The organism is Pseudomonas sp. Choline-02u-1, assembly GCF_002836515.1.
GTDB lineage: Bacteria > Pseudomonadota > Gammaproteobacteria > Pseudomonadales > Pseudomonadaceae > Aquipseudomonas.
In genome coordinates this window covers 247,324-262,934 of the sequence record NZ_PJBC01000060.1, presented here as the reverse complement: position 1 = coordinate 262,934, position 15,611 = coordinate 247,324, and the positions used below count along the sequence as shown (strand labels likewise).

Genomic DNA, 15,611 nt, shown 5'->3' with positions numbered 1-15,611 from the left:
CACCAAACCCTGTGGGAGTGGGCTTGCTCACGAAGAGGGAGTGTCAGTAAAGAGATTCGTTAACTGACACACCGCTTTCGCGAGCAAGCCCGCTCCCACATTGGTTTTGTGTGTTGCCGGGATCTCGCGAACGCCACCAAACCCTGTGGGAGTGGGCTTGCTCACGAAGAGGGAGTGTCAGTAAAGAGATTCGTTAACTGACACACCGCTTTCGCGGGCAAGCCCGCTGCCACATTGGTTATGTGTGTTGCCGGAATCTCGCGCGTGCCGCCAAACACTGTGGGAGTGGGCTTGCTCACGAAGAGGGTGTGTCAGCCAACAGATTCGTTAACTGACACACCGCTTTCGCGGGCAAGCCCGCTCCCACATTGGTTTTGTGTGTTGCCGGGATCTCGCGAACGCCACCAAACCCTGTGGGAGTGGGCTTGCTCACGAAGAGGGAGTGTCGGCCAACAGATTCGTTGAATGACACACCGCATTCGCGAGCAAGCCCGCTCCCACATTGGTTTTGTGTGTTGCCGGGATCTCGCGCGTGCCGCCAAACACTGAGGGAGTGGGCTTGCTCACGAAGAGGGAGTGTCAGCCAACAGATTCGTTGAATGACACACCGCTTTCGCGAGCAAGCCCGCTCCCACAGTAGTTTTGTGTGTTGCCGGGATCTTGCGCACGCACCCGCATTGGTTTGTGTTGCATCACTGCGGAAGAATGTATTTCTCGATCGCCAGGACCACGCCGTCTTCAGTGTTTGGTGCGGTGACGACATCGGCCTGGCGCTTGACGGCCTCTTCCGCCTGGCCCATGGCAATCGATAATCCGGCGCATTTGAACATTGCCGGATCGTTGCCGCCGTCGCCGATGACCGCGGTCTGTTCCAACGGCACGCCGAGGTATTCGGCAATCGTCGTCAGCGCGGTGCCTTTGTTGGCCTCCAGTGCGGTGACATCAAGATACACAGGCTGTGAACGCGACACCTGCGCCATGCCGTTGACCTTGGGCAACAGTTGCGCCTCCAGCTCAATCAACAGTTCGGTGTTGTTGCTGGTCGCTACGATCTTGTCGATACGTTGCAGATACGGTTCAAAACTCTCCACGACTACCGGCGGATAGCCGAGGCCGTTCTGCTCACGCGGGACCATTGGCCCGAGCGGATCCTTGAGCAGCCAGTCGCCGCCGCTGAACACCCAGATTTCCACGTCCGGCTGATCGGCGAACAGTGCCAGTGCGATCAATGCCGTGGTCGCCGGTAAATAATGCGCGGCCAACAGCGTGCCGTCCGGTTTGACGATGGTGCCGCCATTGAATGCAGCTGTCGGCAGATCAACGCCCAAGGCCTCGATCTGTTGCAGCATGGCTTTGGGCGGGCGCCCGCTGGCGAGGCTGAACAGCACGCCGGACTCGCGCAACGAGCGCACGGCGTCAATGGTGCGTTGGCTCAGTGTGTGATCAGGCAGCAACAAGGTGCCGTCCATGTCGCTGAGCAGAAAACGGATGGGTTGTTTCGCCAAGTCACTCATCCCAGGCCATGCCAGACGCGGCCATCGCGGGTCAGGAGGTCTTCGGCTGCTTGCGGGCCATCTTCACCTGCCGCGTAGGCCTCGACGCTGGCGTCCTGCTGCCACGCATCCAGGAACGGCTGCACGGCTCTCCAGCCGTTCTCGATATTGTCGGCGCGCTGGAACAGCGTCTGGTCGCCGGTCAGGCAGTCGTAGATCAAGGTTTCATAGCCGGTCGAAGGCTGCATCTCAAAGAAGTCCTTGTAGGCGAAACCCAGTTCGATGTTGGCCATGTTCAGTGCCGGCCCCGGCCGTTTGGCCAGCAGGTCGAACCACATGCCTTCGTTCGGCTGGATCTGGATGCGCAGGTAGGTCGGCTGCAACTCGTCGACTTCGGTGTCGCGGAACTGCGCATACGGCGCCGGTTTGAAGCAGATGACGATTTCGGTGTCGCGCACGCTCATGCGCTTGCCGGTGCGCAGGTAGAACGGCACGCCGACCCAGCGCCAATTGTCGATCATCACCTTCAGCGCCACGTAAGTTTCGGTGGTGCTGTCGGGTGAAACGTTGGCTTCTTCGCGATAACCCTTCAATGGCTGGCCTTCGCGCTCGCCGGCGCTGTACTGGCCGCGCACCGAGTTGGCCCGGGCTTCTTCCGTCGACCAGGGACGTATCGCCCCGACCACCTTGGCCTTCTCACCGCGCACCGCGTCAGCGCCAAAAGCGGCCGGCGGTTCCATGGCGACCATCGCCAGCAACTGGAACAGGTGATTGGGTACCATGTCGCGCAGTGCGCCGGTGTGTTCGTAAAAACTGCCACGGGTTTCGACGCCGACAGTTTCGGCGGCGGTGATCTGCACGTGGTCGATGTAATGGTTGTTCCAGAACGCTTCGAACAGGCTGTTGGAGAACCGGCTGACCAGAATGTTCTGCACGGTTTCCTTGCCCAGGTAATGGTCGATCCGGTAGATCTGCTTCTCGCTCATGACCTTGAGAAGGCAAGCGTTCAAGGCTTCGGCGGTTTGCAGATCGGAGCCGAACGGCTTCTCGATGACCACCCTTCTGAATGCTTCGGGGGTCTCTTCGAGCAATTTCGCAGCGCCGAGACGGTGCACGACTTCACTGAAGAAACGCGGCGCGGTGGCCAGATAGAACACCGCATTGCCGGTGCCGCTGTCGGCGATTTTAGCCGCCAACGCTGAATAGGTGCTGTCGTCCAGGAAGTCACCCTGGACGTAGCTGATACCTTGGGCGAGCTTGGCCCACAAGACCGGATCAAGCATCTGATCGCCCTTGCCGACTTTCGCCGCCACTTCGGTACGGATGAAGTCTTCGAGCTTCTGCGCGAAGGCGTCATCAGTGATTGCGTTGTGATCAACGCCGACGATCCGCAGATTCTCGTCGAGCAGGCCGTCGCGACTGAGGTTGTACAGCGCTGGCATGAGCAAGCGCTTGACCAGGTCGCCGTGGGCACCGAACAAAAACAGCGTGGTCGGTGGTGCGGGTTCTGCCTTGGATTTTCTGCGGATCGTACGGGTCATTTTTTCGTGGTCTCCACGTGGCCGCCGAAGCCGAAGCGTTGTGCCGACAGGATCTTGTCACCAAAGGTGCCCTGCCCGCGCGAGCGGTAACGGGAGAACAGCGAGTTGGACAGCACCGGCACCGGCACCGCTTGCTCCATCGCCGCCTCGATGGTCCATTGGCCTTCGCCGCTGTCGGCGACCGAGCCAGAGAAACCATCGAGCTTTGGATCGCTGGCCAGTGCATCGGCGGTCAGGTCGAGCAGCCAGGACGATACGACGCTGCCACGACGCCAGACTTCGGCGATGTCTGCCACATTCAGGTCGAAACGCTGATCTTCCGGCAGACGTTCGCTGGATTTGGTCTTGAGAATGTCGAAGCCCTCGGCGAACGCGGCCATCATGCCGTACTCGATGCCGTTGTGAATCATCTTCACGAAGTGCCCGGCACCGGCAGGACCGGCGTGGATGTAGCCGTGTTCGGCACGGTGGTCATCAGACTTGCGGTCCCTGGTGCGCGGGATGTCGCCCATGCCCGGCGCCAGAGCGGCGAACAGCGGGTCCAGACGCTGGACCGTTTCGGCGTCGCCACCGATCATCATGCAATAACCGCGTTCCAGGCCCCATACGCCGCCGGAGGTACCGACGTCGATGTAGTGCAGGCCCTTTTCATTCAAGGTTCTGGCCCGACGAATGTCATCCTTATAGTTGGTGTTGCCGCCGTCGATGATGGTATCGCCGGGTTCGAGCAGTTCGCTCAGGGTGTTGATGGTGTCTTCGGTCGGTGCGCCGGCCGGCAGCATGACCCAGACAGCGCGCGGCTTGTCGAGACCGGCGACCAGAGCCGGCAAGTCGGCGACGCCGGTGGAGCCCTCGGCGACCAGGTTGTCGATGAAAGCGGTATTGCGGTCGTAAACAACGGTGGTGTGACCGTTGAGCATCAGACGTCGCGCAATATTGCCGCCCATGCGGCCCAGTCCAATAATCCCGAGTTGCATGTGCTGATGCTCCTTACTACAAATAAATGTGTGTCATTGGTTATAGCCCAACGCGACTGATGGAGGTTAGTCCAGAGCGTTGCGATGAAGTTTCCGGGCATTGTGCCCGATCCAGAGTGATAACGCCCCGAATCCTGCCGAAGACACACCGACCATGAAAAATAAAAAAGTTCCCTTTAAGGGCAAAAGAAATCAAAATTGGCGCCGATAGTAAGTCAAGCGCCTCGGAACGAGGAGTGACTTACAGTTGATGCACGCCATTTGCGAGGTGAGCAATGGGCACAGTACACACAGCAATGCCGCCACAAACCCTCTACGTTACGATCCGTCGCGATGAATTGCGCCAGTTGAAAGACGAGCGTGACCAGTTGAAGCACGAATTGGCGCAATTGCGCGCACTGACCCAGGGCTCGCAGCCGCAACCACGTCCGGTTGTGCAGCGCGCACCCCACGCCTGATCCCCGCCTGCTTCGGGAACGGCCCCCGTCGTTCCCGACACGTTGCACCCTCTGACCGCCTGATACAAATCCGAAGCGGCGCTTAACAAATCTTTCACATGCCCTTGGGGATACTCCGCCCCATTCTGGCCGTGCCTGCGTGTACGGCCTTGTTCGTCGGTGTCATGGAAGCGTTTCCGGCGTGGGTCTGATGATTGAGCTGGAGCGCTGAATGGCATTGTTCAAACGCAGCAAAACGACTGCGAGCGGTTTCGACTGGGCCGGATTCATCTGGCTGTTCATCTTCTTCTGGTACTTCTCGGGCATTACCCAACTGCTGATCCAACTGACCGGCACTTCCGGCTTCACCGGATTTCGTCAGGCATTCGTGATGAGCGCGCTGTGGCTGGCGCCGATGCTTCTATTCCCCAAACAGACTCGTGTGCTTGCGGCGATCATCGGCGTGGTGTTGTGGGGCTGCTCAATGGCCAGTCTGGGTTACTTCTTCATTTACCAGCAGGAGTTCTCGCAGAGCGTCATCTTCATCATGTTCGAGTCGAACGTGTCGGAAGCCGGCGAGTACATGACGCAATACTTTGCCTGGTGGATGATCCCGGCGTTCCTCGCCCATACCGCGGTCGCGTACTTCCTGTGGACGCGGCTGCGCCCGGTGTACATGCCCCGTGGTCGCGCGCTGGTTGCCGCTACCGCGATCGTGATTGCCGTGGCCGGCTACCCGCTCATCAAACAGACGATGCGCATGGGCAACTTTGCCGAAGGCTTCGAGAAATTCGAAACCCGCATCGAGCCTGCCGTGCCGTGGCAGATGGCCGTGGCCTATCACCGTTATCTGGAAACGCTCGAGGACATGCAAGGCATGCTCGACAGCGCGAGCAAGATCCCACCGCTGAAAAACCTCAAGGACGCTTCGGCCGGTCAGCCGGCGACGCTGGTGCTGGTCATCGGTGAATCGACCAATCGCCAGCGCATGAGCCTTTACGGTTACCCGCGCAATACAACGCCGGAACTGGACAAGCTCAAGGATCAACTGGCGATCTTCGACAACGTCATCACACCGCGCCCCTACACCATCGAAGCGTTGCAGCAGGTGCTGACCTTTGCCGACGAGCAGAATCCCGACCTGTACCTGTCGACACCGTCGCTGGTCAGCGTGATGAAACAGGCCGGTTTCAAGACTTTCTGGATCACCAACCAGCAGACCATGACCAAGCGCAACACCATGCTCACGACCTTTTCCGAACAGGCCGACGAGCAGGTGTATCTCAACAACAACCGCAACCAGAACTCGGCCCAGTACGATGGCGACGTCATCGAGCCGTTCAACAAAGCGCTGGCCGATGCAGCGCCGCGCAAGCTGATCGTGGTGCATTTGCTCGGCACGCACATGAGCTACCAGTACCGATATCCACCGACGTTCGACAAGTTCAAGGATCGCCAGGGCGTACCGGCCGGCGTACGTGACGATCAGGTACCGACCTACAACAGCTACGACAATGCTGTGCTGTACAACGATTTCGTGGTTTCGAGCCTGATCAGGGACTACGCCAAAACCGACCCGAATGGCTTCCTGCTTTACCTCTCTGACCACGGCGAAGACGTCTTCGACTCAGCCGGCCACAGCACCCTGGGTCGCAACGAAAACAAACCGACTGCGCCGATGTACACCATTCCGTTCATGGCCTGGGCCTCGCCGAAGTGGAAGGAAAACCACGACTGGAACTTCGCCGGCGACCTCAGCCGCCCGTACAGCAGCTCGCAGTTCATTCACACCTGGGCGGACTTGGCCGGGTTGAGCTCCGATGAGCTGGATCGCAGCAAAAGCCTGGTCAGCGACAGCTTCGTACCGCGCAAGCTGCTGATTGGTGACCCGTATCAGGCACCGAGGCGGGCGTTGATTGACTTCAGTCTGATGAAGCCCCCGCACCCTGTTCCTGCGGAAGTAGCGCAGAAGTAAAACGACAGAGGGCCGCAAGGCCCTTTTTTGTGCCCGCCGATCATGGTGTTTCTGTAATACGCCGCAATATAGCGCTGAGCGAGCGTTAACCCATTGTTAATGGTCGCGACCCAGACTCTCTATCGCGGTCTGCTTCAAGGACGAACCGACTCCCACTTGTTCAGTAGGAGGCAATATGAAAACCACCACAGTCATCCTCACCGCCCTGCTCGCTGTCGGCTCTACCAGCGCCTTCGCTGAAGGCGGTGCCGAGCGCATGCGTTATCACTACAGCAATTTCCCGGTCCAGCACGCACAAAGCGAGCAGAAGGCCGATGCCAACGCGAAAGAAACTCGCGTTCCTGCTGACCAGACGGCGCAGGTAACCGAGTCTTATCGCGACTGAGCTTTACCGAGCAACCGATGGACCTCCCGTGGCTCCGCTCTGGCCAGGGAGATGATATTTAGGCGCCCTGCCCTGGGCGCCTTTTTTTTATGTCCGGGCTGGTAATTGGCGGGCCTTTCAGGCCGGTAAATCCTTTGTCCAGAACAGCATCCGTCCGTGATCCGGATTGAACATCCCCGGCGCAAAGCCGAATTTGCGATATGAACCCTGCGCCACAGTATTGCCCTCCAACACCTCCAGGGTAATTTTGCAGCAGCCACGCTGGCGGGCGATCTCTTCAACCTTCTGCAGCATTTTCTGGCTGAGCCCCAGGCCGCGGAATTTGCCGACCACGGCAACATCGTGAACGTTGACCAGCGGTTTGCAAGCAAAGGTCGAGAAGCCTTCGAAACAGTTGACCAGCCCGGCCGGTTCGCCGCCAACGAAGGCCAGCACGCTGAAGGCATGCGGGCGGCGGGCGAGTTCTTCGGGCAGGCGTTGCAGCAGTTCGGGCGAGATCGGGTGACCGCCGCCCATGGGATCTTCGGCGTAGTGGTTGAGCACGATGCCGATGGCTTCGGCGTGCACCGGGTTGGTGTAACTGGCCTGAAGTACAAGTATTTCTGCGGAATCCATTTCCATCCCCGATAAACAAAGAGCCCCGGCGCGCAAGGTGCTAGCTGGAAGGCCTAGGGGGGACATTAGCTTGGGTGCGCCTGAGAGGGCAACTTGAAAAGCTGAAGATCAAAAGATCGCAGCCTCGTTGCACTCGTCAGCTCCTACGGTCCGATATGTGTAGGAGTTGACGAGTGCAACGAGGCTGCGATCTCTCGCGGTCAGTGGCCCCAGATAAGTTCTTCAGTCCAGCCCAGTTCGGCGAAGTCTTCGGCGCGCAATGTGCTTTCGCCGACACAGAAAAATTCATCCAGTTGCGGTGGCTTCACCGTCGTGCTGCTGAGCATGGCATGCACTTGGCCGCGATGATGAATCTGGTGTTCGAACAGGTGCGAGAGCATACGCAGACGGCTGTCATGTTGCGGTTCGTCGCGAGCGATAGTGACGATTCTCTGCAGATCGGCATCGCGCAGTTGCTCGCAATAGGCGATCAGCCGGCGATCAACGCGGGCCTGTTCTACACGCAGCGCCGCAGCATCGGTAAACGGCTCGTCTGCATTGAAGAAAACGTAGCAATCCGGGTGCGGCTCGTCCCCGCGCAATTCCCGCTCCAGCGCGTCGACATAGAACCAGTCGCAGGTGAGGATGTGATTGAGCGTGAGGCGGATGCTCGGGAAGAAGCTCACCCGTGGCGCGGCCAATTCAGTGGCGTCGAGCCGGGTCCAGGCCTTGGCCAGGCGATGGTTGGCCCAGGCATTCTGGTAGGCCATGGTCAGCAAATGATGGGACAACGGTTGGCTCATCTGTGCGCCCTCCTCTTTCAAGCTTCGGCGAAACGCTGCAACTGCATCTCCTGCAAGCGGCTTAGCGTGCGGCGAAACGGGAATTGCAAGTAACCCTCGGTGTACAGCGCGTGCATTGGCACGCTTGCCTCGACGTACAGCGGCACTTTGCGGTCGTAACACTCGTCGACCAGCGCGATGAAGCGGCGCACGCCGTCGTCATGCACCGACAACTGCGGCAGCTCCCGATCGCCGGCGACCACGCGCTCGGCGCCGTCCTCGGTGCCGCGGGCGATGCGCCCCTCGCGCTTCTGCGCGCTGAGGTTTGGCACTTCGCTCAACAGAATAGCCCGGTAGCGATCGCACAGAGCGATGAAGTCCATGGCGGCAAAAGGCTGCTCGCACAGATCGTGGTAACGGCACCACAGAATGGATTCACTGGCCTTTACCACGTTGAGCATGCGATGGCCGACGGCGACGGGATCTTCACTGCTGTTTTCACCCGCAATCAGCGCTTCGAAAACAGCCCTCAGCGCGCTTGGCGAATCGGCTGTGCGGACAAAATAGCGTTGTTCGATCGTGCCCGGATGCAAGCGATGATCCTCGGCGCCATTCACCGCGACCACCTGCATATGCGCCTTGATCGCCGCAATGGCCGGAGTGAAACGGTCGCGATTGAAACCATCGGCGTACAGCTCGTCCGGCGGCAGGTTGGATGTGCAGACGACCACCACACCTTCGTCGAACATCACCTGAAAAAGTCGCCCGAGAATGATCGCGTCGCCGATGTCATTGACGAACAGCTCATCGAAACACAGCACGCGCACGTCGGCGGCGAGTTCTCTGGCCAGGGCGCGCAGCGGATCGGCGATGCCGCTCAGCTGAAACGAACGCTGATGCACCCAGCCCATGAAGTGATGAAAGTGCTGTCGCCGCGCCGGCACTCGCAGGCTTTGGTAGAACTGATCCATCAGCCAGGTCTTGCCGCGCCCGACCGGCCCCCACAGGTACACGCCGTTGACCGAACGGACGCCGGCATGCAGGGCTTCGTGGCATTTCTGCAAGGCCCAGACCGCGAGTTCCTGGGCTTCATCCTGGATGAAACCCTTGTGTTCAACGGCGTATTGCCAGGCACTGTGGGGGGAGTCGAAAGTCATGCGCGGGAGTATGCCAATGCCACGGGCGCTTTTCCATTGCCGGTCGAGGCACGTTTGATCGTTCCCGCGCTCTGCGTGGGAATGCCTCAAGGGACGCTCCGCGTTCCAGCTCTGGAAGGGACGCGGAGCGTCCCGGGCTGCATTCCCACGCGGAGCATGGCAACGATCAGAACAAGGGAGAGGCAGTAAAACCTGACCTTTCAGGCAGTTATTGCTCGTTGCCCTCGCCGTCCGCTTGCGGCATTCTGCGCACCCATTTTCTGACCCGGCTCCGCCTCGCGGCGCGCACCTGACCATGACCGCCTCCGATAAAACCCCGCGCAACAACGACCTGATCTACGGCCTCAACGACCGTCCGCACCTGACCGCCACGGTGTTCGCCGCGCTGCAACACGTGCTGGCGAGTTTCGTTGGCATCATCACCCCGACCCTCATCATGGGCGGCGCGCTGGGCCTGCAAAGTGAGATCCCTTACTTGATCAGCATGGCGCTGTTCGTCTCCGGCCTCGGCACGTTTGTCCAGGCCAAGCGCTTTGGCCCGGTGGGCTCCGGCCTGCTCTGCCTGCAAGGCACCAGTTTTTCCTTTATCAGCGTGATTCTCAGCGCCGGTTTCATGGTCAAGGCGCGCGGCGGCGGCACTGACGAAATCCTCTCGACCATCTTCGGCGTGTGTTTCTTCGCTGCATTCATCGAAGTAGTACTCAGCCAATTCATCGGCAAGCTGCGCATGCTGATCACGCCGGTGGTGACCGGCACGATCATCACCCTGATGGGTTTATCACTGATCAAAGTGGCGATGACCGATATCGCCGGCGGCTTCGGCGCACCTGACCTCGGCGCTGCCAGCCATGTGTTTCTGGCGGCGCTGGTAATTGGCACCATTGTCGTGTTGAACCGCGTCGACGTGCCGTTTCTGCGTCTGGGCGCGATTGTTATCGGTCTTACCCTCGGCTACGTAGTGGCTTGGTTGATGGGCACGGTGGATTTCGCTGCGATGCCCGAGGTGCCGCTGGTCAGCGTGCCAGTGCCGTTCAAGTACGGCTTCAATTTCGACTGGGTGGCGTTCGTGCCGGTGGCGGTCATTTTCCTCGTTTCGCCACTGGAAGCGGCCGGCGACCTGACCGCCAACTCGATGATTTCGCGGCAACCGGTCAAAGGCCCGTTATACATCCGCCGAATCAAATCCGGCCTGCTCGCCGACGGGCTCAACTCGGCCATGGCAGCGGTGTTCAACAGCATGCCGATGGTGACCTTCGCGCAGAACAACGGCGTGATTCAGCTCACCGGCGTGGCCAGCCGCTACGTTGCCTTCTTCATTGCCGGATTGCTGGTGATTCTCGGGTTGTTCCCGATGATCGGCGCGGTGCTGCAATTGATGCCGAAACCGGTGCTTGGCGGCGCCGAGCTGGTGATGTTCGGCACCGTCGCCGTGGCCGGGATCAAGATCCTTGCCGAGGCCGGCCTGCATCGGCGCAACATGCTGATCGTGGCGATCTCGCTGGGCATGGGCCTGGGTATCGCGGCGGTGCCGCAAGTGTTGCGTGAACTGCCGCAGGCGCTGCGCAACATCTTCGAATCGCCGATCACCGTCGGTGCGTTGTGCGCTATCGTGCTGAACATCTTCCTGCCCGAAGAATTCATTGAGCTGGAAGAAGACGATTTCGACCCGGAAGCGTCGATTCTGCAGGTCATGGAAAACCCCGACGTCACCGCCAAAGCTGAACCCGGCCAGGCGGCGGGTGTCGCACCATTGAACCGCTGACGTCGCGCCTCGAAAAAAAGGGCTGCACCGGCGACGGTTCAGCCCTTTTTTGTCGAGAGATTTTTATGCGCCGCGTTCACGCCGTCATCCTGTCGCTCCTGCTGCTGTCGCTCAGTGCCTGCGCGCTGTTCCCCAATCGCGATCCGGTGAACATCAATGTGGTCGGCCTCGAACCGTTGCCGAGCCAGGAACTGGAAGTGCGCTTCGCCATCAAGCTGCGGGTGCAGAATCCAAATGAGACCGCGATCGACTACAACGGCGTCGCGCTGGACCTGGAGGTCAATGGTCATCCACTGGCCTCGGGCGTGAGCGATCAGAGCGGCACGATACCGCGTTTCGCTGAAGCGATTGTCACAGTGCCGGTCAGCGTCTCGGCGTTCTCGTTCCTGCGCCAAACGTTGGGCCTGAGCCAGACGCAGAGCCTCGACAACCTGCCCTACGTGCTGCGTGGCAAGCTGGCTGGCGGAGTGTTTGGCACGATGCGCTTTACCGACAGCGGCAAGTTGAGTTTGCCCAAGGCGAGTGCGGCGACGTGGTAAAACGTGCTGGTGACTGTTTCAGATCCGGGCACTGCCCCCTGTGGGAGCTCAAAGGTCAGGAGTTGAACCGCACCCCCGGCTTCGCGCGCTCATCGACGGTCAACTCAAACACATCCGGCCGCGCATAGTGGCCGACCACATCGTAGTCATACCGCGCACGGATCAATTCATCGGTGTCGATTTGTGCCGTGAGCAACCCCGCTTCGCCACGCAACGGTCCCGCCAGGACATCGCCCATCGGCCCGACGATCACGCTGCCGCCGGCGATCAACGGGCGATCGCCCGGCCAGTTGGCAATCTCAACGCCCAACGCATTCGGCGAGGCTTGCACCTGACAAGCGCTGACCACGAAGCAGCGGCCTTCATGAGCGATGTGCCGCATGCTGACCTGCCACATCTCGCGCTCATCCACGGTCGGCGCGCACCAGACCTCGACACCCTTGGCATACATCGCCGTGCGCAGCAGCGGCATCATGTTTTCCCAGCAGACCACCGCGCCGAGCTTGCCGACCTGGGTGTCGAACACCGGCAGCGTCGAGCCGTCACCCTTGCCCCAGATCAGTCGTTCAGTGCCGGTGGGCATGAGCTTGCGGTGTTTACCGATCAGCCCGGCCTGCGGGTCGAAATACAGCACTGTGCAATACAACGTGCTGCCGGCGCGCTCGATGACACCGATCACCAGGTTGGCACCGGTGCGCGCTGACAATCCGGCCAGCGCTTCGGTTTCGGCGCCGGGCACATCGATGGCATTGGCGAAATAACGCGCGAAGGCCTCACGCCCCTCGGGCAGTCGGTAGCCCAATTGAGTGCCGAAGCCCTCGCCTTTCGGATAGCCACCAAGCAAGGCCTCGGGCATCACCACCAGCGCAGCGCCGGCGTCACGGATCGCGTCTTCCCAGCTCAGGATCTGTTCGAGAGTTTCGCTTTTACCGCCGGGCAAAGCGCCGATCTGCAGCGCGGCGACAATGGATTTGGGCATGGTGTTACTCCATCAGGTTCAGATGTTGCTGATTCTCCAGCGGCACGCGATCATGAATAAAGCCCTGCCCGCTGCTGAATGATATGAGCCAAATGAATATCGCCGACATCGACCTGAACCTGCTGAAAGTTTTCGAGGCACTGCACGAGGAGTCCAGCGCCAGCCGCGCCGCACTGCGCCTGGGCGTGACGCAATCGGCAGTCAGCGCGGCGTTGCGCCGTTTGCGCGAGGTCTATGGCGATCAGTTGTTCGTCCGCACCGGGCGCGGACTGGCGCCGACCCTGCAAGCCAATCAGCTGAAACCAGTGATCAGCGATGCCCTGAACAAATGCCGACAAAGTCTGGCCATGCTCGATCCAGCGGCCAATCAATACGACGGGCGTTCGATTGCGATTGGCCTGTCGGATGATTTCGAAATTGCCTACGGTCGCCACTTGATCGAGGAAATCGCCTGGCGCGCGCCGAAGCTGCGGCTGATCTTTCGCCAGACCCATAGCCAGATCGTCGCCCGCGCGCTGATGGAACGCAGCATCGACCTGGCGATTACCGCTGGCGGGTTTGCCGAGCGCCTGCTCAGCCGTCAGGTGTTGGGCGAAGGTGGCTACGCCTGCCTCGTCGACCCGGCCAGTCTCGCGCCCGGCCAGCAGCACATCGAGTTGCAGGAGTTCGTTATGCGCGAGCACATTCTGGTGTCGTCGGGAGGCTTTATCGGCATCACCGATGAGGGTTTGGCGGCAGTGGGATTGAGCCGCCGGGTCTGCGCGTCGACCACGCATTTTGCCGCGCTGCCGTTTCTGCTCAAGGGCAGTCAGGCCGTAGCAACCATTCCAACCCATGCTGCCGCAAGCATCGCAGCGCTGAGCGGGCTGGCATTGCTGCCCTGCCCTTTGCCGTTGCCGCGCTATCCGGTGGAACTGGGTTGGCGCACCAGCACGCAGATCGATCCGGTGCTGGGCAAGGTTCGCGAGGCGATTGCCGCCACGTTCAGCCAGGTGTGAAGCGGTTTACTTGTTCGCCGCCATCAGGCGATTGACTTCGCTGCGCACCATGTTGGCGAACTCCGGTGGCGACATGCCGTCGAGTTCGGCGCGAACCCACTCGGCCCATTTGCCCTTGCGTTTGGAGCGTTCGCCAAACAGGCGCGCGGCTTCGCCTTTGGCTTTACCCAGATTGTTCTGCCAGAGTTCGAACAGACGGGATTTCTCATCTTCCAGCGCGGCGCGCTCTGCGAGGGATTTGTCGGCCAGATTGAAACTCATGGGGATTTATCCTGCTGCGTAAAATGGCGACATCTTACACGCTCGGCGGAAATCTCCGGTGCAGGTTTTTCCCTTGTCCGCGAATGACATGCAACTTTTCGCCTGCCGCTACACTCCATTGGTCACTGTCCATTCACCTGCAAGGAGTCATCCAATGGCCCGTAAAACTGCCTCGCAAGCTGCCGAAGAGCAAATCAAGGATCAAGCTTTCAGCGAGCTTCAGGCTCTGATCGAAGAATCGGACAAACTGCTCAAGAGCAGCGCTTCACTGGTAGGCGAAGAGGCGGAAACGCTGCGTGCACAAATTGCTCAGAAACTGCAGCTGGCGCTGGATTCGGTGTCCAGGGTGCGCGACCGCACCAAACCCGCCGTTGCAGCCACCGAGAACTACATCGGTGGTCATCCTTGGCAGACCGTGGCGGTTTCCGCCGGTTTCGGCCTTGTGGTGGGCCTGCTGCTCGGCCGTCGCTGAATCCAGCGTGACAAAAAAAAGCGAACCCTGCGGTTCGCTTTTTTTATGCCTGCGCGAACTATTCTCCCGCCAACTCGCGTAACTGCCGCAACGTCTGCTCATCCAGGGCGATCCCTTGGGTCATTGATCGACCGCGCTGCAAATGCCGCCGATCCCCCGGCAGGCGCTTGAGCCCGACCCCGTGCATCTGCCGCACCAGTTCCTCGCTGCGCTGGGCAAAGCTTTGCCCCGCCGCTTTGCTCGGATCGATGACGATCAATAGTTGGCCAGTCCATGGGGTTTTCGCGCCAGGGTGGTTGGACCAATCGAACTCGAACGAAAAATTGCCACCGGTCAACGCCGCCGCCAGCAACTCGACCATCATCGACAGCGCCGACCCCTTGTGCCCGCCAAACGGCAACAACGCCCCGCCTTCGAGAATTGCCTTGGGATCCTGAGTCGGTTGGCCGAGGCTATCAACGCCCATGCCGGCCGGCAGCCTTTCGCCGTTGCGCGCAGCGATCTGCACATCGCCGTGGGCAATGGCGCTGGTGGCCAAGTCGAAAACTATCGGCGCGGCATTGGCTCTTGGCGCCGCGAAGGCAATCGGGTTCGTGCCGAACAGCGGTCTGTCAGCACCATGGGGCACCACGCAGGTCATGCTGTTGACCACGCTCAACGCCACAAAACCTTCGTCGGCGAAGGGTTCAACGTCCGGCCAGAGTGCGGCGAAATGATGTGAGTTGCGGATCGCCAACACCGCGATCCCGGCGTGACGAGCCTTTTCCACCAGCAGCGATCGGGCCGCCGCCAATGCCGGCTGGGCAAAACCATTGCCGGCATCGACGCGGACAAACCCGGGCGCGACGTCTTCAACCCGGGGCACGGCATGGCCATTGACCCAGCCACTCTTCAGGGTCGAGACATAACCGGGAATGCGGAATACACCGTGGCTATGGGCGCCATCGCGTTCGGCGTTGGCGCAATTGGCCGCCAGCACACCAGCCACTTCGCTGGAGGTGCCGTGGCGTAGAAAAATCGTTTCCAGCAGTTGCGTGAGTGCTTCGACGGATAACGAGGACGAACCATGATCGTGTGGCGCAGACATCTGAAGCTCCAGAATGATTATTGGAGGGAACAACAGCGTACGGTCGATTTGACCACCGATTAACCGCGCCAGAGCTGTCGGCTGTCAACCCTTGGATTGAACGACAATGCTGATGCTGGCGAATACACATTCACCCTTGGCAGGTGCGGTAACTGAATACCGCCAGTGCTCG

General features: G+C 60.2%; 16 protein-coding genes. 7 read left to right on the top strand and 9 right to left on the bottom strand.

What is annotated here, in order from left to right; all coding sequences use genetic code 11:
* Positions 1-692: 692 nt before the first annotated feature.
* From CXF97_RS17460 to gnd, 3 genes are read right to left on the bottom strand one after another with little or no spacing between them, the layout of a single operon-like run.
* Positions 693-1,514: an HAD family hydrolase gene (locus CXF97_RS17460; protein ID WP_101159563.1), complete on the bottom strand. Its 822-nt coding sequence runs from the start codon at positions 1,512-1,514 to the stop codon at positions 693-695.
* Complete coding sequence (gene zwf / locus CXF97_RS17455; protein ID WP_101159562.1) at positions 1,511-3,034, bottom strand: glucose-6-phosphate dehydrogenase; 1,524 nt, start codon at positions 3,032-3,034, stop codon at positions 1,511-1,513. The genes CXF97_RS17460 and zwf overlap by 4 nt, the downstream gene beginning before the upstream one ends.
* Positions 3,031-4,011 (bottom strand): phosphogluconate dehydrogenase (NAD(+)-dependent, decarboxylating), encoded by a 981-nt coding sequence (gnd, locus tag CXF97_RS17450; protein WP_101159561.1) that lies wholly within the window; start codon positions 4,009-4,011, stop codon positions 3,031-3,033. Before gnd ends, zwf begins: the two co-directional genes overlap by 4 nt.
* Positions 4,012-4,286: 275 nt before the next feature.
* Between gnd and CXF97_RS17445 the strand changes: the two genes are divergently transcribed.
* The 3 genes from CXF97_RS17445 to CXF97_RS17435 all read left to right on the top strand — a co-directional run bounded on the left by CXF97_RS17445 (position 4,287) and on the right by CXF97_RS17435 (position 6,808).
* Positions 4,287-4,469 carry a DUF6026 family protein gene (locus CXF97_RS17445; RefSeq protein WP_016774671.1) on the top strand — a complete coding sequence of 61 codons (183 nt, stop codon included), beginning with the start codon at positions 4,287-4,289 and terminating at the stop codon, positions 4,467-4,469.
* 211 nt (positions 4,470-4,680) lie between these two features.
* A complete protein-coding gene (locus CXF97_RS17440) occupies positions 4,681-6,423 on the top strand; it encodes a phosphoethanolamine transferase CptA (protein WP_101159560.1) in 1,743 nt (580 codons plus the stop codon).
* A gap of 175 nt (positions 6,424-6,598) precedes the next feature.
* Positions 6,599-6,808, top strand: coding sequence for a hypothetical protein (locus CXF97_RS17435; protein ID WP_101159559.1), 210 nt, complete (start codon positions 6,599-6,601; stop codon positions 6,806-6,808).
* 117 nt (positions 6,809-6,925) lie between these two features.
* Here CXF97_RS17435 and CXF97_RS17430 read toward each other — a convergent pair whose 3' ends face one another.
* From CXF97_RS17430 to zapE, 3 genes are all read right to left on the bottom strand, one after another.
* Positions 6,926-7,423, bottom strand: a complete 498-nt coding sequence (locus CXF97_RS17430) for a GNAT family N-acetyltransferase (RefSeq protein WP_101159558.1) — start codon at positions 7,421-7,423, stop codon at positions 6,926-6,928.
* A gap of 200 nt (positions 7,424-7,623) precedes the next feature.
* A complete protein-coding gene (locus tag CXF97_RS17425) occupies positions 7,624-8,205 on the bottom strand; it encodes a DinB family protein (protein ID WP_101159557.1) in 582 nt (193 codons plus the stop codon).
* Between the two features lie 17 nt (positions 8,206-8,222).
* Complete coding sequence (zapE, locus tag CXF97_RS17420) at positions 8,223-9,341, bottom strand: cell division protein ZapE (RefSeq protein WP_101159556.1); 1,119 nt, start codon at positions 9,339-9,341, stop codon at positions 8,223-8,225.
* 295 nt (positions 9,342-9,636) lie between these two features.
* On the opposite strand from zapE, the gene CXF97_RS17415 reads away from it, so the two are divergent.
* Positions 9,637-11,103, top strand: coding sequence for a nucleobase:cation symporter-2 family protein (locus tag CXF97_RS17415; protein ID WP_101159555.1), 1,467 nt, complete (start codon positions 9,637-9,639; stop codon positions 11,101-11,103).
* Positions 11,104-11,168: 65 nt separating this feature from the next.
* Positions 11,169-11,642 (top strand): LEA type 2 family protein, encoded by a 474-nt coding sequence (locus CXF97_RS17410; protein WP_101159554.1) that lies wholly within the window; start codon positions 11,169-11,171, stop codon positions 11,640-11,642.
* A gap of 55 nt (positions 11,643-11,697) precedes the next feature.
* On the opposite strand, the gene CXF97_RS17405 is transcribed toward CXF97_RS17410, so the two are convergent.
* Complete coding sequence (locus CXF97_RS17405; protein ID WP_101159553.1) at positions 11,698-12,621, bottom strand: carbon-nitrogen hydrolase family protein; 924 nt, start codon at positions 12,619-12,621, stop codon at positions 11,698-11,700.
* 83 nt (positions 12,622-12,704) lie between these two features.
* Here CXF97_RS17405 and CXF97_RS17400 point away from each other — a divergent pair, with 83 nt between their 5' ends.
* On the top strand, positions 12,705-13,619 hold the full coding sequence (locus CXF97_RS17400) for a LysR family transcriptional regulator (protein ID WP_101159552.1): 915 nt from the start codon (positions 12,705-12,707) through the stop codon (positions 13,617-13,619).
* Between the two features lie 6 nt (positions 13,620-13,625).
* On the opposite strand, the gene CXF97_RS17395 is transcribed toward CXF97_RS17400, so the two are convergent.
* The gene (locus CXF97_RS17395) at positions 13,626-13,880 is read right to left on the bottom strand and encodes a hypothetical protein (RefSeq protein WP_003224595.1); all 255 of its coding nucleotides are present in this window, start codon (positions 13,878-13,880) and stop codon (positions 13,626-13,628) included.
* Between the two features lie 154 nt (positions 13,881-14,034).
* Between CXF97_RS17395 and CXF97_RS17390 the strand changes: the two genes are divergently transcribed.
* Positions 14,035-14,352 (top strand): YqjD family protein, encoded by a 318-nt coding sequence (locus CXF97_RS17390; RefSeq protein ID WP_101159551.1) that lies wholly within the window; start codon positions 14,035-14,037, stop codon positions 14,350-14,352.
* 58 nt (positions 14,353-14,410) lie between these two features.
* Here CXF97_RS17390 and CXF97_RS17385 read toward each other — a convergent pair whose 3' ends face one another.
* Positions 14,411-15,439 carry an Ldh family oxidoreductase gene (locus CXF97_RS17385; protein WP_101159550.1) on the bottom strand — a complete coding sequence of 343 codons (1,029 nt, stop codon included), beginning with the start codon at positions 15,437-15,439 and terminating at the stop codon, positions 14,411-14,413.
* Positions 15,440-15,611: the final 172 nt, after the last annotated feature.

What these genes read in the sequence shown, in the direction of transcription:
- CXF97_RS17460 (WP_101159563.1), bottom strand. Translation starts at nt 1,514, where the DNA reads ATGAGTGACTTGGCGAAACAACCCATCCGTTTTCTGCTCAGCGACATG.
- zwf (WP_101159562.1), bottom strand. Translation starts at nt 3,034, where the DNA reads ATGACCCGTACGATCCGCAGAAAATCCAAGGCAGAACCCGCACCACCG.
- gnd (WP_101159561.1), bottom strand. Translation starts at nt 4,011, where the DNA reads ATGCAACTCGGGATTATTGGACTGGGCCGCATGGGCGGCAATATTGCG.
- CXF97_RS17445 (WP_016774671.1), top strand. Translation starts at nt 4,287, where the DNA reads ATGGGCACAGTACACACAGCAATGCCGCCACAAACCCTCTACGTTACG.
- CXF97_RS17440 (WP_101159560.1), top strand. Translation starts at nt 4,681, where the DNA reads ATGGCATTGTTCAAACGCAGCAAAACGACTGCGAGCGGTTTCGACTGG.
- CXF97_RS17435 (WP_101159559.1), top strand. Translation starts at nt 6,599, where the DNA reads ATGAAAACCACCACAGTCATCCTCACCGCCCTGCTCGCTGTCGGCTCT.
- CXF97_RS17430 (WP_101159558.1), bottom strand. Translation starts at nt 7,423, where the DNA reads ATGGATTCCGCAGAAATACTTGTACTTCAGGCCAGTTACACCAACCCG.
- CXF97_RS17425 (WP_101159557.1), bottom strand. Translation starts at nt 8,205, where the DNA reads ATGAGCCAACCGTTGTCCCATCATTTGCTGACCATGGCCTACCAGAAT.
- zapE (WP_101159556.1), bottom strand. Translation starts at nt 9,341, where the DNA reads ATGACTTTCGACTCCCCCCACAGTGCCTGGCAATACGCCGTTGAACAC.
- CXF97_RS17415 (WP_101159555.1), top strand. Translation starts at nt 9,637, where the DNA reads ATGACCGCCTCCGATAAAACCCCGCGCAACAACGACCTGATCTACGGC.
- CXF97_RS17410 (WP_101159554.1), top strand. Translation starts at nt 11,169, where the DNA reads ATGCGCCGCGTTCACGCCGTCATCCTGTCGCTCCTGCTGCTGTCGCTC.
- CXF97_RS17405 (WP_101159553.1), bottom strand. Translation starts at nt 12,621, where the DNA reads ATGCCCAAATCCATTGTCGCCGCGCTGCAGATCGGCGCTTTGCCCGGC.
- CXF97_RS17400 (WP_101159552.1), top strand. Translation starts at nt 12,705, where the DNA reads ATGAGCCAAATGAATATCGCCGACATCGACCTGAACCTGCTGAAAGTT.
- CXF97_RS17395 (WP_003224595.1), bottom strand. Translation starts at nt 13,880, where the DNA reads ATGAGTTTCAATCTGGCCGACAAATCCCTCGCAGAGCGCGCCGCGCTG.
- CXF97_RS17390 (WP_101159551.1), top strand. Translation starts at nt 14,035, where the DNA reads ATGGCCCGTAAAACTGCCTCGCAAGCTGCCGAAGAGCAAATCAAGGAT.
- CXF97_RS17385 (WP_101159550.1), bottom strand. Translation starts at nt 15,439, where the DNA reads ATGTCTGCGCCACACGATCATGGTTCGTCCTCGTTATCCGTCGAAGCA.